Raw genomic sequence first — 21,553 nt, forward strand, 5'->3', positions numbered from 1 at the left:
CCTTCGTTGCGCCCCGGTACCGTTAGTACAGCAGGACTCCTGCACGGATCACCATTCGGCCGGACAAACCGAAAGATTTTCCTTCGTGATTGCCGGAGTGTCATAGGTGATGAATTGCGCCTTCGCCGTGTTCTTACCGGTGGCGGCGTCATAAAGCGCCTTGGCCGTCAGCCTGCCGAGTGTCTCCGGTTTGGTACAGACGGAGCCGTAGATCCGGCCGCTTTTGATTGCGTCGTTGCCCAGACGGGAGCCACCGGCCGTGGCAATGATCTTCGTTTTGGCATTGCTCGACCGGACGGCGCGCGCGCAGCCAATCGCCATGTCGTCGGCTTGACTAAAGAACAGGTCCAGGTCCTGATGAGCGACCAGAACATTCTGGCAAACGGACTCGCCTTTCTCGGGCGTCCAGTCCGTTGGCTGCGATGCAACGATCGTATACTTGATCCCTGCCTTATCGAGCGCTTCCTTAAAGCCGGCACTACGCTGCCGAACCGCCGCAAATCCCGGCGCCCCTTCGATGACCGCAATCGTTACAACGCGATCCTTCGGGAGCACTTTCGCGGCAAGTTCGCCCGCTCGGGCGCCCGCGGCAACGTCATCGGTGGTGACAAGCGCGGTGAGTTTTGTGTAGACGTCTTTGAGCGGCGTCTTATTCGGGTCGCCAATCTGCGCCGCAGCCGACACGATCGGGACGTTGTTTTGCGCGGCTTTGTCCACCGAAGCTCGTGCGGCAACCGAGTCAACCGGAATCATCGCGATGCCGTCGACCTTCTGGGTGATCAGATCGTCGACAGCGTTCGCCTGCTTCGCGACGCTAGCCTGCGCGTCCAGCACGAGCGCCTTGCAGCCGAGTTCCTTGCACGCCTCCTGAAACCCCTTCCCTAGCGAAACGTCATACGGGAACTGCATGCTGTCGGCTATATAAGCCAGCGTGATCTGCTTTGCCTGCACTACGCCAGCCGTCAGCGAAACGATGGCAGTAAGTCCTGCCAACTTGATTGTCCTCGACATCCTGTTCATGTTTGTCTCCTGAATTGTCATTTGTTTTTGCCGATGTAGCCGAATGCCGAAGCATCCGCTGCCCAGTACCACGGGAACCTCGCTACGCCCGCACCTGTCACCCCGTATCGGCATTCTGCAATTACCGACTCAGAGACTGTCACCACTCTAGACTTGCCGATATCAACCGTCAACATAAATGAAATACGTTCCAATCACCGAAACTTCTGCGGCAGCCAAGCGGAAGCGACATGTATCTGATTCGCTCCCTACCCTCGCTGCAGCGGCTTTACCCGTGACTCACCAGATCGTCTCCACATAGACGAGTTTGCGCAGTCGCGCGTCCGGCGTAACAAGTTCGCAACCGAGCATGATCGCTGTGGCGGCAATCAGTCGTTCGTTTGAAGCAAGCTCGGACGGAAACACCGCAGCCCGGAGCGTGACCGCCATATCGACTGGCATCACATGCAGACCTTCGATCGACGTCAACGCCATCAGCCATCTGCGCTTATCTATCGACAACTGAAGCCTGCCGTCGTCGATGTAGCGGCCCAACTCCAGAACGCTGATTACCGAAATAGCGGTTTCCCCCGCCTCCCGTTCGCGCTCGATCTTCTCGCGTGCGGCAGTGCTCAGTGTTCCCTGGCCGGTGATCCACGCGACCAGTGCCTGTGTATCGAGCATGATCACGGTTGATCTCCCGGGTTGCTGGACGCGAGGCCTGTCAATCGGTGACGCAACGCACGACCGCGGCTCGCAGCACGTCGAAAGGATTCTTTTGCTGCACCGGATAACGCCGAACCTCGATAGTCGGCCGTCCGTGATCGGTTACGATGACACTCTCGCCCAGCATTTCTACCTGCCTGAACAATTCGCAGGCCTTTGCTTTGAAGTTCGCTTTCGACACCCGTTTTTCCATCGCCGATCTCCCGTCGCTCCCGTCACCATCAGGCGCTGCATATCGCTGCAAAGCAGCGCATAACCGCGCTTCCCAATCAATGCGATTTTCCGCCCCGGCGCGACCCGCCGACCGTGTAGATGGCGGCGGCAATAATGATGACGGTGCCCTCGATCAAACCTTGATAATTCGCGCCGAGGTTCAGAATATTGAAGCCGTTTGCCAGCGTGACGAGCAGCAGCGTCCCGGCCAGGGTCTTGATCACGCTGCCTGAACCACCGTAGAGCGAGGTGCCGCCAAGGATCGCCGAAGCAATGACCGCAAGTTCCTGGCCCTGCATCGCCGTCGGGTTGATCGCGCCGAGCCGGCTGCCGAACAACACACCGCCCACGCCCGCTACCCCGCTGCAGAGAATGAACGCCGCCATCTTGTAGCGCTTTACATTAATCCCGGACAAGCGCGCTGCCTCAGGGTTGCCGCCGACGGCATAGATCCTTCTGCCCGTCGTCGTGAACGTCAGAACAAACCAGACAACCGCCGTAAAGGCCGCCATGTAAACGACGGGCTTTTGAACGGTCAGTTCCGAACCGCCAAGCGCGGGCATCGCGATCAGGCACAGGCCGCCTACGATCGTGAATACCGAGGATGTCATTCCACGCCCTGCACGCCGCGCCCGCGAAGCAACCAGCAGCCCTCTCGCGACCAACGCAATCCCGAGAACGAGCAGCGTCAACGCAATGTGCACCCGTCCAGCCTCGAACGTTTGCATGGCGGACAGCGCGTCGGAATCCGACACGGTCAGCGAGCGGCCATCGGTCACGATCTGCACGACGCCGCGTATCGCGGTCAGCGTGCCGAGCGTCACGATGAACGCATTGATGCCGAGATACTGGACGATCGCGCCATTCAACACGCCGACCAGCATGGCGACGAAAACGCCAAGGAACGCCGCGGGCCAGAAGCCGACGGCATCGGCCGCAGTGACCATCACGGCAGCCGACAGCGCCGCTACTGATGCAACCGATAGATCGAAGTTTCCCGTAATGAGAATGACCGTCATGGCCACCGCGATCATCGCGACTAGCGAAGACTGGTAAAGCACATTCGTAATGTTGTTGACGGAAAGATAGTTAGCCTGTCCCGTATAGGCGGTGATTGCCGAAAGAATAAGCACCAGAAAAATCAGTGCGTAATAAACGCCCATCTCCCGAACACCCAGCAGGCGGCGCAACGGCATGGACGGTGGCTGCGCGCCCGCTCCGCCGGTGCGGTTGACGGCCGGCTGGCCGCTGGCGGCGTCGAACGATTGGACCGGCTGGTCTTTAGAAGTCGAAAGATTCATGGTCACACACTCTTCATGGGTTGCGCAGCGTGGGTGCAGGCCGCGCTCTGGCCACCGGCAAGCAGTATTAGTTCTTGCTCGGATGTTCCGTGCGCCTCGCGTTGGGCAATGCAGCGCCCGTCGCGCATCACTAGAATCCGTTGGCTCACGGCCAGCAATTCTTCGAATTCCGAAGAAACGATGACGACGGATTTGCCTGCCGCCGCGAGTTCACGCACGAGCAGCAGAATGTCGGTCTTCGCGCCGATATCGATACCGGAGGTAGGTTCGTCGAGTAAAAATACCTTCACATCGCTGAACAGCCATTTGGCGATCGTCACCTTCTGCGCGTTGCCGCCGCTCAGTTCCGTGACGAGTGAATCGGGCGATGGCGCCTTGATCTTCAATCGCCGGATCGCATCTTCCCCGCGTGTCCTCTCGGTTTCCCGGCGTGGAAAAATGCCGCGCGAAGACACGCCTTCGAGCGCCGGCAGCGTGGTATTCCGCCAAATCTCGAACGCCGGCACGAGGCCCTGTCTCATCCGGTCCTCCGGCACGAGCCCGATTCCTGCTCTCACCGCCGCCATCGTGGAACGACGCACCGCTTTGCCGCACACCAACACGTCGCCGGTGGCGTCCGGATCGGCGCCGAAGATCGCATGCAGCAATTCGCTGCGGCCCGAGCCTAGCAGGCCTGCAATACCGATCACTTCCCCCGCCATGAGCTTCAGCGAAACCGGGCTGAGCTTGTCCGGCGACGCCAGGTTGCGCAACTCCAATTGCACCGGGGCACTGGCGCTGACCTGTTTGGCGGGCGACCGTTCCAGCGCGACTAGTTGCCGCCCAACGATCGCTTCCGCGAGGCGCGTCTCGTCGAGATCGCACGTATTGGCGCGAACGACTACCTCACCGTCACGCAGGATGGTCACGCAATCGGTCAATGCCATCACTTCGTCGAGGAAGTGCGAAACAAACAGGATCGCCTTGTTCTCGACGCGGGACAGATGGCGCACGATTCGATAGACGACTTCACGTTCCTCGGTCGCAAGCGAAGCCGTGGGCTCGTCCATGACGATGAGTTCCGCACCGGTGCCAAGGGCCTGGAAGACGGCAACCATCTGGCGCTGCCCGATCGACAGATCACCGACGAGCCGATCGGGATCGAGCCAATAGCCCGTACGCGCGCAGATGTCGCTGTACCGCGCGTGCAGCGACGCGTCGCGCCGCCAGCGGCCACTCGCGCCGAGGAACACGTTTTCGATGACCGACAGCGCCGGAACGAGCGGAATATGTTGATGAATGGTCGCGACACCCATCTCGTTCGCTTCCCTTGGTGTCGACCACTGGACCGGCGCACCGCGCCATATGATCTGGCCGCCCGACGCCTGAAACGTGCCCGAGAGGATCTTGATCAACGTCGACTTTCCCGCGCCATTCGCCCCGAGCAATCCATAGACTTTTCCGCGGGCGATTTCAAGGTCGACACCACGTAGTGCGACCAGCCCATTCGGGAACGTCTTTGTGATTCGCTCCAGACGCATGAGCGGAACCTCTTCCGCCAATTGCATCTCGTCTCCTTACTATTTTTCGACTGGTGGCGGAAATATTCGCCTGCCGCCGGTGCGCAATGCCGCGCGTTGTTTTGAACTGTAGTCGGCATCAAGCCCGTCGTCAACATAAATGAAATGCGTTCCGACCACCGAAACCCGCTGGCAATATGCTGATGATTTGCCCGGCTCGATTCAGGTCTCGATACGGTGTTGCCAAAGTTCCGATGACCGAAACTTATGCCGTTCAATAAAACGTATGCTACGATTCCGCCACCGGTCGCCGATAGCGTCAGCGGCCACATGATCCGTCGGGGATCGAGTCAACAGGCAACGCAAGACCTAAGGAGAAAGACTGATGATTTACACTCGAAGCGGCGCAGACGCGCTCGCGCAGCGCCAGACCATCGTTTCCCCAGGAACCGGGAACCAGCATTGGGGAACGGTGTATTTCGGGCCCCGCTCGTCATCCAGCTCGGCTCCGGGGCCGCAAGCCACGATGTCCGAGTTGAGGGCACACGAGACCATCGTTCCGCACTTCCACGGTGTCAGCATGTTCCAATGCTTCATCTCCGGATCCGGCACCCTCGGTGCGCGCAAGCAGGTGATCGAGCCGCTCACGGTCCAGTTCAAGGATCACCACACCGCGTACGGGCCGATCATCTCCGGCGCGCAAGGCCTCTCCTTTGTAGCTATGCGCATGTACACCGGCAACTCGGAGCCGGTCTATCTCGACAAGCCTGGTTACCGTGACAGGCTGGAACCCAGCAAACGCCGGCATCTGACATCGGAGCCCGTGCGCTTTTCCACTGCGCCGGTCATGCAGTCGCGCACCGAAGCGGTTTGGGAGACTCTTTTTCAGGACGTGGAGGACGGCATGCATGCGCAGGTCGTGCGGATCGGCGCGGGAATGTCCGTCCAGGGTCCTGATCCACGTGCCGCCGCCGGGTACTATGTGTTCGTAGGCAATGGCAGCCTGCTTCACAATGACGAGGAGCTCCCGCTCTGGTCCATGGTCGTCGTCGAGCCTAACGAAGAAAAATTCGAACTCCGCGCCGGCGAATTCGGCCTCGAGGCGCTCGTGCTCCAATACCCACGCGAGCAACGATAAGCACTACGTACGCACCGTTCCCGGCAGTCGCCGGGTTCGGGCGCACGCCCTTCATGTCATCCCGGAGACGATGCGAAATGAAGATTGGCTATATTGGTCTGGGTGCACTTGGCAGTCAGCTCGCACGCAGATTTCTGCCGGACCATAGTCTGTGCGTTTGGGACATCAATCCGGGCGCGGCGAACGCGTTTGCCGCGCTCGGCGCCGACGTCGCGCCGACCGCAGCCGAATTGGCTCGGCGATGCGACGTCATTTTTCTCTGCCTGCCGCGCAGTTCGGACGTAAGAAACGTTGTTTTTGGAGAGAGCGGGCTCGCAGCAGGACTGAGCGCCGGCAAGCTCGTCGTCGATCAGACCAGTGGCATTCCGGAAGAAACGTGGCGCATCGCGGACGAGTTGCTGCAATCGGGTGTCGAAATGATGGATGCGGCGGTCTCCGCGAGTCCACACATCGTCATGAGCGGGGGCGCGACGTTAATGGCCTCTGCTTCCGACCCCGTGTTCGAGCGCGCGCTGCCTGCTCTGCGCGCGATTACTGCGACCATCTATCGATGTGGTTCGCGTGTCGGCGACGGCCAGGCAATGAAGACGGTCAACAATGCGATGAACGCGGGTTGCCGTCTGGGAACGCTCGAAGTGGTGGCGGCCGGCAGGAAAGCCGGGCTGTCGCTCGCGTCGATGTCGGACTTTCTGAGCCGCAGCGAGGCGCGCAATCAAACGACCGAAAAAATGCTGCCGGCACTCTTGGAAGGTAAGCAGTCCACCAACTTTACCCTTTCGCTGTTGCTAAAAGACGTGACGCAGGCTGTGTCGCTCGGTGTGTCCAATCGTGTGCCGATGCCACTGACCACCATTGTTCGGAGCCTGCTACAGATTGGCGTCAATACGCTCGGCGACAACGCGCAGTTGGAAGACATGGTCGGCCTCATCGAGTCGATGGCCGGCACGCGGATGGCTGACAACAGCGATGCGCCGTCGCCCACGGAGGCGAACGCCAAATCGATCGAACACGTTGGTCAGCACGACATCGCCGATCTCATCACTAGCGCGATCGCCTCGCTCTGCCGACTCGTCACCTACGAATGCATCGCAGCGGGTCTGAGGTATGGACTGCGGCTCGAAGACATGGCTGAGGTCATCAGCCGAGGCTCTGGCTGGAGCGACGCGTCGAAGTCCGTCTTCGCGGAGTTGCTCGGCGGCACAGGTGGTGCCGGCAGGGACTTGATGTCGGTCACCGACAGTGTCGAAGCCGCATGTGCGCTCGGCGATCGCCGGGGTGCCCCGATGCTTATCGCCAATACCGTCCGCTGTCTCCTTGAGCAGGCAGTCAATCAGCTTGGCGCCGCCCGGCTCGAAGATCTTGCTGGACTTTATGACGCGATGACGGGCGCCCGCCTGAAGCGTTCCGCTTAAACATCCCCGGTTACATCGGAACCGGCGCCGCCCGGCAAGTTGCTGTTCTCTTCATCATCGAGTCGGGATCCATCTCGCAGATCTAGCGGGCAGCCGTCGGGCGGCCAACTCCACGCAGATTCCCAGCGTCCCAGCGCCGGACGAGTTCACATGTCGCGCCATGCGGTCCTGATGGCGGTCCAGACTCGCTGGGGAGCTCATGCTTCGAGCAAGCGCGCCACCAACCAGAAGGCGACGCGCGAAGGCTTTTCAGGTCACTCTTCAACGAGCAGATTCGACGGTCGGCGCTTTTCGATTGCCCACTTCAAAAGTGCTGCGGTCCGGTAAATACCGTGCGCGAATTTGCCGTACGGCAAGGTCATGAACAACGCCATCACAGTGCCGAGATGAAGCGTCAACAGCGTCGGCATCAAAGCGGTACTCCGAAGTCCGACAAGCACGAGGCCGGTCAAAGCGACCAGGATCAGAAGCACGATGAACGCTCTGTCCATCGGCTTCTGGCCGGGGTCGCCGTGAAGCGGATTACGGTTCACATTAAGCCAAAGCAGACCGCACGTACCCAGCAGCAGGCTCACACCGCCGACCGTCCCGAGCACCACAGGCAAACTCGTATACGCATACGGAGCCTCGAGACTGAACAGATAGTGATACAGCGTGGCGACACACGTCGAAGCGAAACACAACATGAAGCCATAGAAGGTGAGGTGGTGCAATCGCCTGCGCTTCAGCGAAAAAGCGTCGTCTTCGTTGTTGCAGCCGTCTCCGTGACCGCCGCCGAGATATCTCAGTGTCAGCACATCTTTGGTTGTTTCCAGAGCCGCAGCCAGCGACGCATCGCCAGGATCCTCGTCGCGCCAGAATCGCCGCACGCCGATACCAAGAGCGATCGCGGAAAACAGGAAAACCGCGCCAAACACCATCGCAAGGAAATTGTGCGGAAAGATCGCATAGAAATTCGCACCTACCGATTCTCCGCCCTGAGGACCAATCCGGCTCAAGAGCGCAAGGAAAACCGTCAGCGCTGCAACGAGAGCAAATGCAATCGTCACGCCGTTTCGCTTGTAAAGCACGCCGAACGCTTTCGGCCACGCATACTCGGTATAGGTGTTCACCCTAACCTGCGCCATCGCTTGCGGCACATTTACGCTGAATTCATGCGGCGGCGCATACTGGCACGAATGCAGACAAGCACCGCAGTTATGACACAGGTTTGCCAGAAAATGGACATCTGCACGTCCGAACTCAAGACGGCGGGTCATGGCCGGGAACACCGCGCAGAATCCCTCACAGTATCGGCACGCGTTGCAGATCTGCATGATCCGACTGACTTCGCCTTCGCTTTCCGAGAGCGCGACTCCACGCATGATGACGGGTTGGTTTTCGGCGAGCGCCCTCGCCTCGCGTGCCAGCGCTTCAAGCGACTGCATGGTCTTGCTCCTTTTGATTGATCCGCTGCGCAGCAAGCGCCGCCTCCGTGCCGGCGATCCGGCCGAAAGCCGTACCGATCGCCATGCCGATGCCAGCGGTGTAACCCTTGCCAAGAATGTTGCCGGCCATCATTTCCCCTGCGACGAAAAGGTTTGGCGAGGGCTTTCCACCGAAATGCACGGTCGCGCGTTCGTCGACTTTCAGGCCTAGATAGGTAAACGTAATGCCCGGCCGCAATGCATAGGCGTAAAACGGCGGCTTGTCGATCGGCTGGGCCCAGTGCGTCTTCGGCGGCTCGATCCCCTCGGTGTGGCAATCGTCGAGTACGGCATGATTGAATGTGCCCACGCGGCAGGCAGCGTTGTACGATTTGATCGTCTCGACGAAGGCCGCCTCGTCCAACCCCGTCAAGCGCGCCAACTCCTCGAGCGAATTGGCACGAATGCCGGGGAATACGGGGGGCATGAACCGCCCGATCGCTTTCGAGTCGATGATCGAATAGGCGACCTGGCCCGGCTGAAATGCCACCAGCCGTCCCCAGATTGCGTATCGTTTGGGCCAGAAGTCCTCGCCCTCGTCATAGAAGCGCTGCGCCTTGCCATTGAGCACAACACCAAGCGACACGCAGTCGACGCGCGTGCAAATGCCACCGTCGTAAAGCGGAGCGCGTGCGTCGATTGCGACGCAATGCGACTGCGACGGGTCGCCAATCGCGTCCGCGCCGGCGTCGATCATGTGTTTCAGGACGACGCCGTTGTTGAACCGCGTGCCGCGAATCAGGAAATTATCGGCGACCCACTCACCGTTGACCTGTCCCCAGGCGTCGCGCAACCATTCCCGGTTCGACTCGAACCCGCCGGCAGCGAGCACGCATGCCCGCGCCTGAATCCGCTCGCCGCCGACATGTGCCGCCAGAAACCGATTGCCGTCGAGCTCGATCTTGTCGACCAACGCGTCGTACCGGATGCGAACGCCGAGTGCCTCTGCGCTCCGATAATACGCATTCACCAACGCCTTTCCGCCGCCCATGAAAAACGCATTCGTGCGGGCGACGTGCAACGCACCCGAAAGCGGCGGCTGGAACCTGACACCGTGCTTGCGCATCCAGTCACGGCAACTCGACGATGCGCGTATGGCTATCCTCGCGAGCTTTTCGTCTGTTAGTCCGCCGGTTACTTTCAACAGATCGTCGAAGTACTCCTCTTCGGGGTAGGCTTCCACGAGAACATCCTGTGGTGCATCGTGCATGCAGCGCAGATTTCGCGTGTGCGACGAGTTTCCTCCGCGCCATTCGCGGGGCGCTGCCTCGAGCAGAATTACCGACGCGCCCGCTTCACGGGCCATCAGCGCGGCACAAAGCGCGGCGTTACCGCCGCCAATTACAAGAACGTCCAGCATGGTCACCCCTTTTGCGCCAATTCTCGATGCAGTCTAGATGACGCAGAGGAGCACTGACACCAGAGTCGGCTGAACACCTCTTCACGAATCGTGAAGAGGTGCCGTGCGGTCAGATGGTGTTACGAATCGTCGGAGACCAGCTTTGCCCCCGCCCATTTTCCCGCGCTGACGAGTTCACGTGTGACGCTCTTGAGAACGACGCGCGCAGCGAGACCGGCAGGCGATAGCTCGTCATCGGAAAGGCTGGCGAGTTGATTGAGCCGGGTTAGATAAGCGCTATGGACAGGGACTATCCGAAACGCCGTGGCGTCGCACCGCGCCAACGCCGCGCCAGGCTGGATAGTGGCGCCGAGCCCACTGCCGACGGCTTCCATAAGGGTTGCAAGCCCGTCGATCTCCGCGGCCAGGTTTATCTGGCAATTCGCTTTCGCGAAAGCCGCATTGATCAGTACGCGCAATCCATGATTGCCGCTCGGCACGATGAGCGGGAATGCCGCAAGCTCCCGGATAGACAGCCCCTTCGCATTCGCCGGCAGATCGGATCGCGCAGCCGATATCGCAAATAGCCGCTCATCGAGTAGCGGCACGGTGCTCAGTCGCTTTCCCGTAGCCGACCCGAAAAGTATGGCCAGGTCGATCTGCCTGGCGACAAGCATGGACTCGAGGTTTCCCGACAAACTCTCGACCACACGCAAACTGATGTCCGGATAGCGCTCGCGCATTGCCCGCATGAACGGCAAGGCAACGACGCCCGAGGTACTGGGCGCAAAGCCAACGGCGACTTGGCCGGCGAGTCGACCCGCCTTTGCGACGCGCGCTGCGTCATCGGCGTGACGCAATACCAGTTGAGCGCGATGCCAGAATGCGAGCCCCGCTTCCGTCGGCTGAATTCCTGTCTTGGTGCGCTGTAACAACCGGACAGACAACTCGCTTTCCAGCCGGCTGATCTGCTGACTGAGTGTCGACGTTACGACGTCCAGCTCGATAGCAGCACGCCCCATGCTGCCGCACTCGACGATACGAACGAAATAACGAAGTTGCCGGAGTTCCAAGAAATGTCTCCCTCATGGGCAGAACCACTGTGCCAATCGTGAACGCCGTTGAGTTAGTTCTATGCGCGCGAGGTGACGCTATTGCCGAGCTGCGCGAAGTGGTTTGCCTCAGCTTGGGGGCGTGAGGTGCAGCTCGGTGCGCACTCCGCCGCTTACGGTCTAACACACCGCGATTGCCACTTTAATCAGTGAGGTACGCGACGGGGACCGCTCGCCACCTTCCGCAAATCATGCCTCAATTTCCAGTTGCGGTCACGCTCGTAATGCGTCGTCAGGCTTCGACGACCGAGGCGTGCGGACCGATTGAACGTGCGGACCGATGTGCCACGGATCCGTATGGTTGTCGGCGGAAGCCATTCCGGTCTATTATGAAGCACGTTCCATTTGTTAAATTACGTTTCATTCAGTGAAACACCGTGGGATTCGTCGAATGTTTGACTTATTAAACAACAAACCCCCGCATACAGAATGAGAGGCGCATCGTATGGCTGAGTCACCTTTGGCGGAAGCTGCCCGGCAGTCCGTTGTTGCAACGCTGGCGCCGGTAATGACCGCCGTGCTCGCCGGCTTCCTGATCATCGGCGTAGCGCTTCCGGTACTGCCCTTACACGTGAACAACGATCTGGGCTTCGGCCCATTCGTTGTCGGCTTCGTGGCTGGGGCGCAGTTCGCAGCATCCCTGTTCTCGCGTGTTTGGGCAGGCTCGCATTCGGACCGGCGCGGCGCAAAGCGCGGCGTGCTCGTCGGCCTCAGTGCCGCAGCCGCGGCAGGGCTGCTCTACTTGCTGTCGCTCGCCTTCGTGAAAGTGCCGACGGTGTCTGTTTCGATTCTGCTTGCCGGCCGTGCGGTTCTCGGCGGGGCCGAAAGCTTCATCATTACTGGCGGCGTCGCGTGGGGGCTTGGTCTCGTCCACCGGCAACATGCCGGGAAAGTCATCGCCTGGGTTGGAACAGCCATGTTCGCGGCGATGGCGCTCGGCGGTCCCGTCGGAACCATTCTTTACACGTCGTTTGGTTTCCTGGCGATCGCGCTTGTGACCATGCTGCTGCCGTTGATGGTGCTGGCTTATCTGGCCGGAACACCCGCAGTCGTGCCGCAGGCCCACGGCGAACACGCCTCGTTCAGTACGATCGTGCAGGCCGTCTGGCTGCCTGGGCTCGGCGCGGCACTCGCCAGTATGGGTTACTGCACAATCCTGGCATTCAGCTCGCTGTTCTTTACCGTTATGCACTGGCAGCCTGTATGGATGGCCTTCACCGCCTTTGGCGTCGCACTGATTGCAGCGCGTGCAATTGCAGGCCACCTACCGGACCGGTTCGGAGGAGCAAGAGTTGCTTCCGTGTTCGTCGTCTTCGAAGCTGCAGGTCTGCTGCTCATGTGGCTGGCCAAGACGAGCCTGGTCGCGTCTGTAGGGGCGGCCGTTGCCGGTTTCGGCTATTCACTCGTTTATCCGGGACTCGGCGTCGAGGCAGTCAGCGGTATTGCGCCAAAGAATCGCGGAACGGCAATGGGCCTTTACACCGTCTTTCTGGATGTCGCGATGGCAATTGGAAGTCCGGCGCTTGGATGGGTGGGCGGGCACGCAGGACTGCGTGCCGTCTTCATGGTCAGCGCGGTGATCGTTGCCTGCACCGCTGGCGTATCTATTCAGCTGCTTCGCAAGCCCAAGCATCGGGTGGCCGCGTGATTGCATAACGCGGCCCCGTTAGTGCTCCAGCAATCTGTGGTCCCAGCCGTGCGAGTGCTGATTCCGGCAAAACGCGAGGTCGTGGCCGGCATCGGAATTGAACGTCAGCGCATTTGCAGCACGATCACGTTACTGCTTGCAGGATTGGTCCGCTCGCGCAGGTGCTTCACGTCATCGACATTGACTGCGCCGCCCGCGTTGCCCCACGAAGTTCGAACGAAACCGAGAACCTCGGCGATCTCCTGATCGGAGAGTTGCTTGCGGAACGGCGGCATGCGGTAGGCGTCCGGAATGCCATCCGCCACAACGCGAGCCGAGCCGTTCAACGTCACATTGATGGAAGAAGCGCTTTCCTTCACCATCGACGACGCCGAGCCTGCCAGCGAAGGTATCCACTGCCCTTGTCCGCGGCCGTCCACGCCGTGACACGAACTGCACTTTGCCATGTATGTCTGCGCACCCGGCACCTTCGCGCGCTGCTCGAGCGCAAGATGGTTATTGGACGCCGCATCGTACTGCCACGGCGGCCCGTCGCGCTTCGGATCACCCGGCAGTGACTTCAGGTAGTGGGCCACCGCCCGCAAATCGCCGTCAGTCATGTACTGCGTCGAGTTGTTGAACACCTCGGCCATCGATCCAAACACGACGCCATGCCGGCTGCGCCCCGTTCTCAGGAACCGGAAGACGTCGTCCTCGCTCCAGCGGCCCAGTCCGGTATTCGCATCGCTTCGCAGGCTCGGCGCATACCAGCCGTCCAGCAAAGCCCCGGAAACATAGAGCGAACTGCTTTCATCGAGTGCCTGTTCATTCATGGTCACGCCACGAGGCGTGTGACAGCTGCCGCAATGACCGGGCCCCTGAACGATGTATGCACCGCGATTCCACTGTGCATCGCCGGAAGCTTTCGTCTCGTAAGCACGCGGCTCCGCGAAAACAGAGTTCCACAGCGCAAGGGGCCAGCGCATATTCAAAGGCCACGCAATCTCGCTCTGTCTGTTCTCCTGACGGACGGCCTGCACGCCATGCATGAAATAGGCATAGAGCGCGCGAACGTCGTCCACGTCCAGCTTCGCATACGACGGATACGGCATGGCCGGATAGAGCCGGTGGCCGTCGCGTGCGACGCCTAGGCGCACGGCCCGGTCGAAGTCCGCGAGACTATAGCGGCCGATGCCCGTGTCTTTATCCGGCGTGATGTTGGTGGCGAAGATCGAGCCCATCGGCGTCGCCATTTCGAGTCCGCCGGCAAACGGCGCGCTCTCTGGAGTGCTATGGCACGCCACGCAGTCGCTGAGCCGGGCGACGTACTCGCCGCGGCGGATCATGTCAGCCGATGAGGTCGCCGTGCCGGCGATCGCATCGAATGGTGAGGCGGGCGTGCGAGTCACGAACCATGTGATGCCGGCAGCCGCTATCAGGCACACCAGCAACAGCAGGGCAAGAGTTTTTCCAAACCAGCGTTTCGTCATTGTTGGTCGCTGTCCGTGAGTTGGCAGCTTTGTCAGCTATTGAACGTGTATCGCGAGAGCGGCATGCTGCGAACACGTTGACCTGTGAGCCGCGCTACCGCGTTCGCGACCGCAGGAGGGACGGCCGGCAATGGCGGTTCGCCAATGCCGCCCATCTCCGCGCCGCTTTCGATAATCCGCACATGCACCCGCGCCATGCGAGCCGGCGGCAGGATCGGATACATGTCGTAGTTGCGCGCGACCGGCATGCCTTTTTCGTACACCGCTTCCTCGAGCAGAACCTCGGAAAGCCCGAGCGCTACCGCCCCGTTTACCTGCGCCTCGATGATGGCCGGATTGACGATGCTGCCCGGATCGATTGCTTCCCAGATGTCATGCACCTTCACCTGCCCCTGTTCGACGGACACCTCGGCGACGACCGCGGTCTCCGTCCCAAAGGCTCTTGCCATCGCCACACCACGTGCGCGCCGCGTGCCGTCCGCAGCGGTGAAGGGGCCGCGCTTCCAGCCGCCCGACAAATCGCCGACCGCGCGCAGCAGCGTGGTCAGCCGCGCGTTGCCTTGCAACAGGCGCATGCGCAATTCGTAGGGATCGTGTCCGGCTTCGTCTGCCAGTTCATCGACAAAGCTCTCGTAGAAAAAATCGTTCATCGAACTGCCGACCGAGCGCCAATAACCGAGCACGACTGGTGTCTTCACATAGAGTCGCGCGATGCGGCGATTGGCAATCGCGTAGTGTTTGCCGACCAGGCCTTCGACAGCACTGTCGTCGACTTTCTCGCCGCGTTTGTTCGCTAGCGATTCCGTCGGCCCCTCGGTGACCGTCACTGCTTCGATAGCAGTCGGCATGCCTTTATCGTCGAGTGCGGCGCGAAAGCGCACGGCGGCCATGGGGCGCAATGCATCGCGCAGAAACTCTTGCTCACGGCTCCAGATGACTTTCACGGGACGCCCGACTTCCTTCGCCAACTGGATCGCCTGCGGGTGAACCAGAGCGGGTCCATAAGGAAAATGACGGCCGAAGAATCCGCCGAGAAGCGGCGAATGAATAATGATTTTTTCCGGCGCGAGGCCGGTGCGTTTTGCAATGTCGGCCTGGTACAATTCGGGCGCCTGATTCGGCGTCCACACCTCGACGGTGCCGTCCGCGTTGAACCGCGCAAGAGCCGAAGGCGGCTCCAACTGCGCATGGTTCAGGTACTGGCTGTGGTAGGTTGCGCTGACAACCTTTTTCGCACCCGCGAATGCGTCGGCAGCATTACCCGCAACTTCCGCGTTGTCGCCCGCGCCTTTCTCGTTAGCGAGGCGTTGGGCAAATGCCGCCGTCGAGAAGTCGGCAGGCATATAACGCACCGCGGAGTCAGGCCCGGGTTCCTGCCAGTCGACCTGAAGGGCCTCCGCTGCACGCTTCGCATTCCACCAGCGCTCTGCGACCACTGCAACAGCGCCAGGCAAGCGGTGCACCGAGTGCACGCCTTTCATCGTGCGGACCTGATCCTCGTTCCGGATCGCGCGCACGGTCAGGCCGAGCCGCGGCGCGTGCTGAACCGCGGCGTGCAGCATGCCGTCGACGCGGCAGTCGATCGCGTAGATCGCCTTGCCGGTCGATTTATCTCGCACGTCAAGGCGCTGGACAGATTTGCCAATCCAGCGGAACTGACCGGGATCCTTCAGTTTGACGGTCGACGGATCGGGCACCGGCATATCCATCGCGCGCGAGGCGAGCTGCCCGTAGCTGAGCGATCGGCCGGAGGCGACATGCACGACTTTCCCCGGCTCGGTAGTGAGCGCATCGACCGGCACGCGCAACTCCGATGATGCGGCTTGCAGCAGCATCCGGCGCGCCGACGCGCCCAGATGGCGCATCGTCGGGTAACTCATGCGGATCGACATGCTGCCGCCGGTGAAGCGCATCTGGTTCGGCAGGATCTTGTAGTCAGCGCCGGGAGGCGCATGCTCGACGACAAAGCTCGCAGGATCCGCGTCGAGCTCCTCGCCGACGATTTGCGCGAGAGCAGTGATGACGCCCTGCCCGCCTTCCATGAAAGGACTTTGCAGACGGATCGTGCTGTCCGGCCGGATCTCGAGATAGGCGGGAACGCGCGTGCCGGGCTTCGGCGCCGCAGCAGTGCCTTGTGCGCGCGCCTTGCCGACCGGGATGCCGAAGCCGAGTACAAGCGCACCTGCCGCGGTGCCTGCGGAAGCAAGGAGAAAACGGCGCCGCGAGATATTCGTCGGCTCGCCGGTCGGGAACGCCTCGCGTTGCTCGGGAGTATCGAAGAGATTCGTCATGCTTCGTCGCTCCCGTGTTTCGCGGGCTTGGACTTCTTGCCCGCTATGGCGCTCACCACGGCGATGCCTGCGAGAGCCGTCGCCGCAGTGGCGGCCTTGCGCGCCGGATGTTCCGGCGTCGTGTTCGACGAAGCGGCCGCTGCGCTCTTTGCGGCCGGATTGCCGGCGAGGTCATGAACCGCGGCGCGTATCGCGTTATAGGTTCCGCAGCGGCACAGATTGACCATTGCCGCCGCAATCTGTTCGTCCGTCGGGTTTGGAGTCTGCTTGAGAAGCGCGGTGGCCGCCATAACCTGACCGGACTGGCAATAGCCGCATTGCGGGACTTGATGTTTGATCCACGCGGCGACCACGCGCTTGCCGATATCATCCTGCTCGATTGCCTCGATCGTGGAGATCTTCCGCCCTGTCACTCCCTCCACGGGCGTCACGCAGGAGCGCATCAGCACGCCGTCGACCATCACGGAGCAAGCCCCGCATTGCGCCAACCCGCAGCCGTATTTCGTGCCCGTGAGCCCGAGCTCGTCGCGGATGACCCACAGCAGAGGCGTATCGCCGTCTGACTGCACGTCGTGAGTGTTTCCGTTGATCTCAAGTAGCATGACCTGCAACCCCCTCCCTAGACTAGAATCTGCGCGCGACGTCCCGCCGGCTACTGCCGGATCGATGCGAACCGTAGCCGTCGCGATGCTAGCACCGCATGCGCCCGGAATTAACGGCCCGCTAGAGATAGGGTCTATGAGGACACTTCACGAATGCCGATCAGCGCATAGTGACCGGCACATGCATCCATGGAAAAAAAGGGGCACCGGCATGCTCATTTGATAAAGCTATCCGGCTAGCACTGCGCTTCGTTTCACGCACGGAACGGCGTCAGAGGCACTGCTCATTTGATAAAGCAATCGGGTTGGCGCTGCGCTCACAACGCTGCCGCGCGGTCGCTTCCCGGGAAGAAGTGCGCCGACAGTATCAGAACCGAAAATCCGAATACGGCGAAATCGTAAAGCTCTCCGAAGTTGCCGATGGAACCCGCCGAGAGCGTTCGGATTGAACTTTGCTTTGCCATGTCTCACGCCCAGCAACGTGACTTTTACGCGTGGCGCTTGCCGCGCCGCGATCCGCCGACCGTATAGATAGCGGCTGCCGTCACCACCACCGTTCCCTCGACGACGCCTTGATAGTTCGCTCCGAGGTTCAGGATGTTGAATCCGTTTGTTAGCGTAAAAAGAAGCAATGCACCCGCCAGCGTCTTAATGACGGAGCCTGCGCCGCCGAAGAGCGAAGTCCCGCCAAGAATGGCCGAGGCGATCACCGTGAGCTCCGCGCCTTGCATCGCAGTCGGATTGACCGCGCCGAGCCGGCTGCCGAACAGAATGCCGCCAAAACCTGCCGCCGCGCTGCAGAGAATGAAGCCGGCCATCTTGTAGCGCGTTACATTGATACCGGACAGACGCGCCGCCTCCGGATTGCCGCCCACCGCATATAGGCGCCGGCCGACATTCGTCATGCTGAGAACGAACCAGACGATCAGCGTGAAAACGGCCATGTAGACGACAGGCTTCGGCATCGCCAATGTCATCCCGCCCGCGTAGACGAGAGCGAAGCAGCACACGCTGGCGACGACCATGCCAATCGACGTGGGAGAAGCGTGACGCGTTTCACGGCGCGCTCGCACCAACAACCTGAGTCCCGCTATAAGCAGCGCCGCACCGATCAGAAGCAACGGAATCGCAATCGGCAGACGGCCCGATTCGAAAAACCGCATCGCCTGCAACGCCTCGGGTGTTTCGACCGACAACGAGCGGCCATCCGTATAGATCTGCACAACACCGCGAATTGCGGTCAAGGTGCCGAGCGTAACGATGAATGCATTGATCCCGAGGTACTGAACGATCGCACCGTTTAAAAGACCAGCCAGAATGGAGACGAGCATTGCGACGAGCGCGGCCGGCCAGAAGCCGAGCGTATCCGCAAGACCTACCAGCACGGCCGCCGAAAGGGCCGCCACCGAAGCGACGGACAGGTCGAAGTTTCCCGTGATAAGAATGACGGTCATCGCGACCGCAATGATGGCGACGAGAGACGACTGATAGAACACGTTCGAGATATTCGCGACGCTCAGATAACTCGGCCGGCCCGTATATACCGTGACCGCGGAGATCACGAGCACAAGCAATATCAGCGCATAGTACACACCCATCTCGCGCAGACTGAGCACCCGGCGCCAGTCAATGGCCTCTTGTTGTGCCGTGGCGGGCGCGTCGTCCGTCGGGCTACCCGCGCCTCCCTTGGTGCCGTGCCGAGGCCCGGAATGGGTTGAAGTCGTAAGGTTCATGATCACTCGCTTTTTCAAGGTTGCGCGCCAGCTTGCTGCGCGCTAGCCGAGTTCGCACTCTTGCCGCCCGCCAATAAAATCAGTTCATGTTCGGACGTCTCGTGGCCCGCGCGTTGCGCGATGCAACGCCCGTCGCGCATGACAAGTATCCGGTTGCTCACGGCCAGGATCTCTTCGAACTCGGAGGAAACCATGATCACCGCTTTGCCCGCTGCGGCGAGTTCGCGCACCAGCAGCAGAATGTCGGTCTTTGCTCCGATGTCGATTCCGGCGGTCGGCTCATCCAGCAGGAACACTTTCACGTCGCTGAACAACCACTTTCCGATAGTGACTTTCTGTGCATTGCCGCCGCTCAGTTCGGTCACGACGATGTCCGGCGAATTCGCCTTGATCGACAGGCGCCGAATGGCCTCCGCGCCGCGCCCGCGCTCACGGAACGGATCCGGAAGCCAGCTCCATCGCGACACACCGTCCAGAGCCGGAAGCGTCGTGTTGCGCCAGACCTCGAACCCAGGCACGAGACCCTGCGCCATCCGGTCTTCGGGAACCAGACCCATGCCGGCCCGCACGGCCGCTGCAGTGGACCTGCGGATCGGCCGGCCTTCCACGCACACCTCGCCGGTGGCGTCAGCGTCGGCGCCGAAAATCGCATGAAGAAGTTCGCTACGGCCCGACCCGAGTAGTCCAGCAATTCCGACGACCTCGCCCGCGCGAACCTTCAATGAAATCGGTTCGAGCTTGTCGGCAGAAGCGAGGTTCTTGAGTTCCAGCAGCACAGGAGCGGCCTCGTCGACCGGCTGCACTGCCGCCTTCTCGAGCGCGACGATTTGCCGGCCCACGATTGCTTCGGCGATCCGCGACTCGTTGAGATCGCAAGTCTGTGCATCGACCACTGCCTGGCCATCGCGCAGAATTGTGACGCGGTCAGTGAGCGCCACCACCTCGTCGAGGAAGTGCGAGACGAACACAATGGCCTTGTTTTCGACGCGCGACAGATGCTGCACGATGCGATAGACAACCTCGCGCTCGCTTGCGGCAAGTGACGCTGTCGGCTCGTCCATCACGATCAGGTCCGCTCCCGTACCCAGCGCCTGGAGAATTGCAACCATCTGACGCTGACCGATGGACAGATCGCTGACAAGCCCATCGGGATCGAGCCAGTAACCGACGCGCTCGCAAAGGTCCGCAAAGCGCTGCCGGATCTTCGCGTTACGGCGCCAACGGCCTTCCTCGCTCAAGAACACGTTTTCAAGTACGGAGAGCGTCGCCACGAGCGGGATATGCTGATGGATCGTCGCAATTCCCATATCATTCGCGGCTTTCGGACTCGAGTACGATACGGCGGAGCCCTTCCAGACGATCCGCCCGCCGGTAGCCGGAAGCGAGCCGGAAAGGATTTTGATGAGCGTCGATTTACCGGCGCCGTTTGCACCGAGCAAGCCATGCACTGCGCCGCGCGATACTTCCAGGTCGACTCCGCGCAGTGCGGTCAGCCCATTGGGGAATGTCTTCGTCACCCCTTCAAGCTGCAATAGCGGCATCTCATTGACCATTTGCCTACCTCCTGCTACTACCTCGGTTGAGAGCACGCTTGCTTACCACTCGGGCACGCAACTGGACAGTGTGGCCTTGGTGACTTCGGGAGTGTCGACGTCGATGAACCTGGCTTTTTGTGTGTCGGGACCTGTCACCGCGGCGTAAAGCGCCTTGAACGCGCGCTCGCCCATCTTTCCCGGTTGAATGCAGACCGTTCCGTCGACATCGCCCATCTTCACCGCATTGATGCCGAGCTTCGATCCACCGCGGCTGACGAGCTTCGCATGCGATCCCGCTGCGCGCACAGCGCGGGCGCAGCCGATCACCATGTCGTCGGCCTGATTGAAGATCAGGTCCACATCCGGGTGCGCGACGAGGATGTTCTGGCAAACGGATTCGCCCTTTTCAGGCGTCCAGTCAGTCGGCTGCGAAGCCACGATCTGATATTTGACGCCGGCCTTATCGAGGCCTTCTTTGAAGCCTTTGGTGGTCTGCCATACAGTCGGATAACCTGGCGCCCCCTCGACAATCGCGATTTTCGCGGTGCGTCCCTTCGGAAGCAGCCTCGCTGCAATCTGCGCCGCGTCGAACCCGACGTGCACTTCGTCGCTCGCGACGAGCGCGGTGAGCTTCGGATAAACGTCGTTGATGGCGTGCTTCTGCGGATCGCCGATCTGCGTGGCCACTGCAACGAAGGGGATATTGTGCGATGTGGCGCGGTCGACCCACGATTGAGCGACGACGGCATCGATCGGCAGTACTGCAATGCCGTCCACCTTCTGCGCGATGAGATCGTCCACGGCGTTACCCTGCCGCTCGACACTCGTCTTGGCGTCGAGCATGATCGTCTTCACACCTGCCGCCTTCGCTGCTGCTTCGAACCCCCTCGCTGCCGCGACATTGAACGGATACTGCATACCCGCGGCGACGTAGCCGAGGGTGACGTCTTTGGCTGTCGCCGCGCCGGCGAGAAACGCCGTGGCGCTCGCAAGGCCGATCAATCCCAGCCTCCTGAATTGCTTGTTCATCATCGTCTCCAACATGTTTATCGAGCTATCAAGAAGCTTTG

17 protein-coding genes are annotated in these 21,553 nt (G+C 61.0%); 3 read left to right on the forward strand and 14 right to left on the reverse strand.

All coding sequences use genetic code 11. The features are described from left to right. Positions 1-48: 48 nt before the first annotated feature. From BUE39_RS20795 to BUE39_RS20815, 5 genes are all read right to left on the reverse strand, one after another. The gene (locus BUE39_RS20795) at positions 49-1,020 is read right to left on the reverse strand and encodes a sugar ABC transporter substrate-binding protein (RefSeq protein ID WP_073430605.1); all 972 of its coding nucleotides are present in this window, start codon (positions 1,018-1,020) and stop codon (positions 49-51) included. 279 nt (positions 1,021-1,299) lie between these two features. Next, a complete protein-coding gene (locus BUE39_RS20800; RefSeq protein ID WP_235004916.1) occupies positions 1,300-1,683 on the reverse strand; it encodes a type II toxin-antitoxin system VapC family toxin in 384 nt (127 codons plus the stop codon). Between the two features lie 40 nt (positions 1,684-1,723). After that, the gene (locus tag BUE39_RS20805; protein WP_073430607.1) at positions 1,724-1,918 is read right to left on the reverse strand and encodes a type II toxin-antitoxin system Phd/YefM family antitoxin; all 195 of its coding nucleotides are present in this window, start codon (positions 1,916-1,918) and stop codon (positions 1,724-1,726) included. 76 nt (positions 1,919-1,994) lie between these two features. After that, the gene (locus BUE39_RS20810) at positions 1,995-3,239 is read right to left on the reverse strand and encodes an ABC transporter permease (RefSeq protein ID WP_084561458.1); all 1,245 of its coding nucleotides are present in this window, start codon (positions 3,237-3,239) and stop codon (positions 1,995-1,997) included. Between the two features lie 2 nt (positions 3,240-3,241). Then, the gene (locus BUE39_RS20815) at positions 3,242-4,786 is read right to left on the reverse strand and encodes a sugar ABC transporter ATP-binding protein (protein ID WP_073430608.1); all 1,545 of its coding nucleotides are present in this window, start codon (positions 4,784-4,786) and stop codon (positions 3,242-3,244) included. Between the two features lie 337 nt (positions 4,787-5,123). Between BUE39_RS20815 and BUE39_RS20820 the strand changes: the two genes are divergently transcribed. After that, on the forward strand, positions 5,124-5,876 hold the full coding sequence (locus BUE39_RS20820) for a hypothetical protein (RefSeq protein ID WP_235004911.1): 753 nt from the start codon (positions 5,124-5,126) through the stop codon (positions 5,874-5,876). Between the two features lie 77 nt (positions 5,877-5,953). Next, entirely contained in the window at positions 5,954-7,288 is a 1,335-nt protein-coding gene (locus BUE39_RS20825; protein WP_073430609.1) for an NAD-binding protein, read from the forward strand. 254 nt (positions 7,289-7,542) lie between these two features. On the opposite strand, the gene tcuB is transcribed toward BUE39_RS20825, so the two are convergent. The 3 genes from tcuB to BUE39_RS20840 form a co-directional block, all read right to left on the reverse strand. Further along, on the reverse strand, positions 7,543-8,715 hold the full coding sequence (gene tcuB, locus BUE39_RS20830; RefSeq protein ID WP_073430610.1) for a tricarballylate utilization 4Fe-4S protein TcuB: 1,173 nt from the start codon (positions 8,713-8,715) through the stop codon (positions 7,543-7,545). Then, positions 8,702-10,114 carry an FAD-dependent tricarballylate dehydrogenase TcuA gene (gene tcuA / locus BUE39_RS20835; protein ID WP_073430611.1) on the reverse strand — a complete coding sequence of 471 codons (1,413 nt, stop codon included), beginning with the start codon at positions 10,112-10,114 and terminating at the stop codon, positions 8,702-8,704. Before tcuA ends, tcuB begins: the two co-directional genes overlap by 14 nt. 119 nt (positions 10,115-10,233) lie before the next feature. Next, a complete protein-coding gene (locus tag BUE39_RS20840; protein ID WP_073430612.1) occupies positions 10,234-11,166 on the reverse strand; it encodes a LysR family transcriptional regulator in 933 nt (310 codons plus the stop codon). Positions 11,167-11,650: 484 nt separating this feature from the next. On the opposite strand from BUE39_RS20840, the gene BUE39_RS20845 reads away from it, so the two are divergent. After that, on the forward strand, positions 11,651-12,853 hold the full coding sequence (locus BUE39_RS20845; protein ID WP_073430613.1) for an MFS transporter: 1,203 nt from the start codon (positions 11,651-11,653) through the stop codon (positions 12,851-12,853). 104 nt (positions 12,854-12,957) lie between these two features. Here the strand turns inward: BUE39_RS20845 and BUE39_RS20850 are convergent, their stop codons facing one another. The 6 genes from BUE39_RS20850 to BUE39_RS20875 form a co-directional block, all read right to left on the reverse strand. After that, positions 12,958-14,322 carry a c-type cytochrome gene (locus tag BUE39_RS20850; protein WP_073430614.1) on the reverse strand — a complete coding sequence of 455 codons (1,365 nt, stop codon included), beginning with the start codon at positions 14,320-14,322 and terminating at the stop codon, positions 12,958-12,960. 32 nt (positions 14,323-14,354) lie between these two features. Further along, positions 14,355-16,613 carry a xanthine dehydrogenase family protein molybdopterin-binding subunit gene (locus BUE39_RS20855; RefSeq protein WP_073430615.1) on the reverse strand — a complete coding sequence of 753 codons (2,259 nt, stop codon included), beginning with the start codon at positions 16,611-16,613 and terminating at the stop codon, positions 14,355-14,357. After that, positions 16,610-17,215: a (2Fe-2S)-binding protein gene (locus BUE39_RS20860; RefSeq protein WP_073430616.1), complete on the reverse strand. Its 606-nt coding sequence runs from the start codon at positions 17,213-17,215 to the stop codon at positions 16,610-16,612. Before BUE39_RS20860 ends, BUE39_RS20855 begins: the two co-directional genes overlap by 4 nt. A gap of 488 nt (positions 17,216-17,703) precedes the next feature. After that, entirely contained in the window at positions 17,704-18,948 is a 1,245-nt protein-coding gene (locus BUE39_RS20865; protein ID WP_235004912.1) for an ABC transporter permease, read from the reverse strand. A 14-nt stretch (positions 18,949-18,962) separates the two neighbouring features. Beyond that, positions 18,963-20,501, reverse strand: a complete 1,539-nt coding sequence (locus BUE39_RS20870; RefSeq protein WP_073430618.1) for a sugar ABC transporter ATP-binding protein — start codon at positions 20,499-20,501, stop codon at positions 18,963-18,965. A 42-nt stretch (positions 20,502-20,543) separates the two neighbouring features. Continuing rightward, positions 20,544-21,512, reverse strand: a complete 969-nt coding sequence (locus BUE39_RS20875) for a sugar ABC transporter substrate-binding protein (RefSeq protein WP_073430645.1) — start codon at positions 21,510-21,512, stop codon at positions 20,544-20,546. Between the last annotated feature and the right edge of the window lie 41 nt (positions 21,513-21,553).

The organism is Paraburkholderia terricola, assembly GCF_900142195.1.
Classification (GTDB): Bacteria; Pseudomonadota; Gammaproteobacteria; order Burkholderiales; family Burkholderiaceae; genus Paraburkholderia; species Paraburkholderia terricola.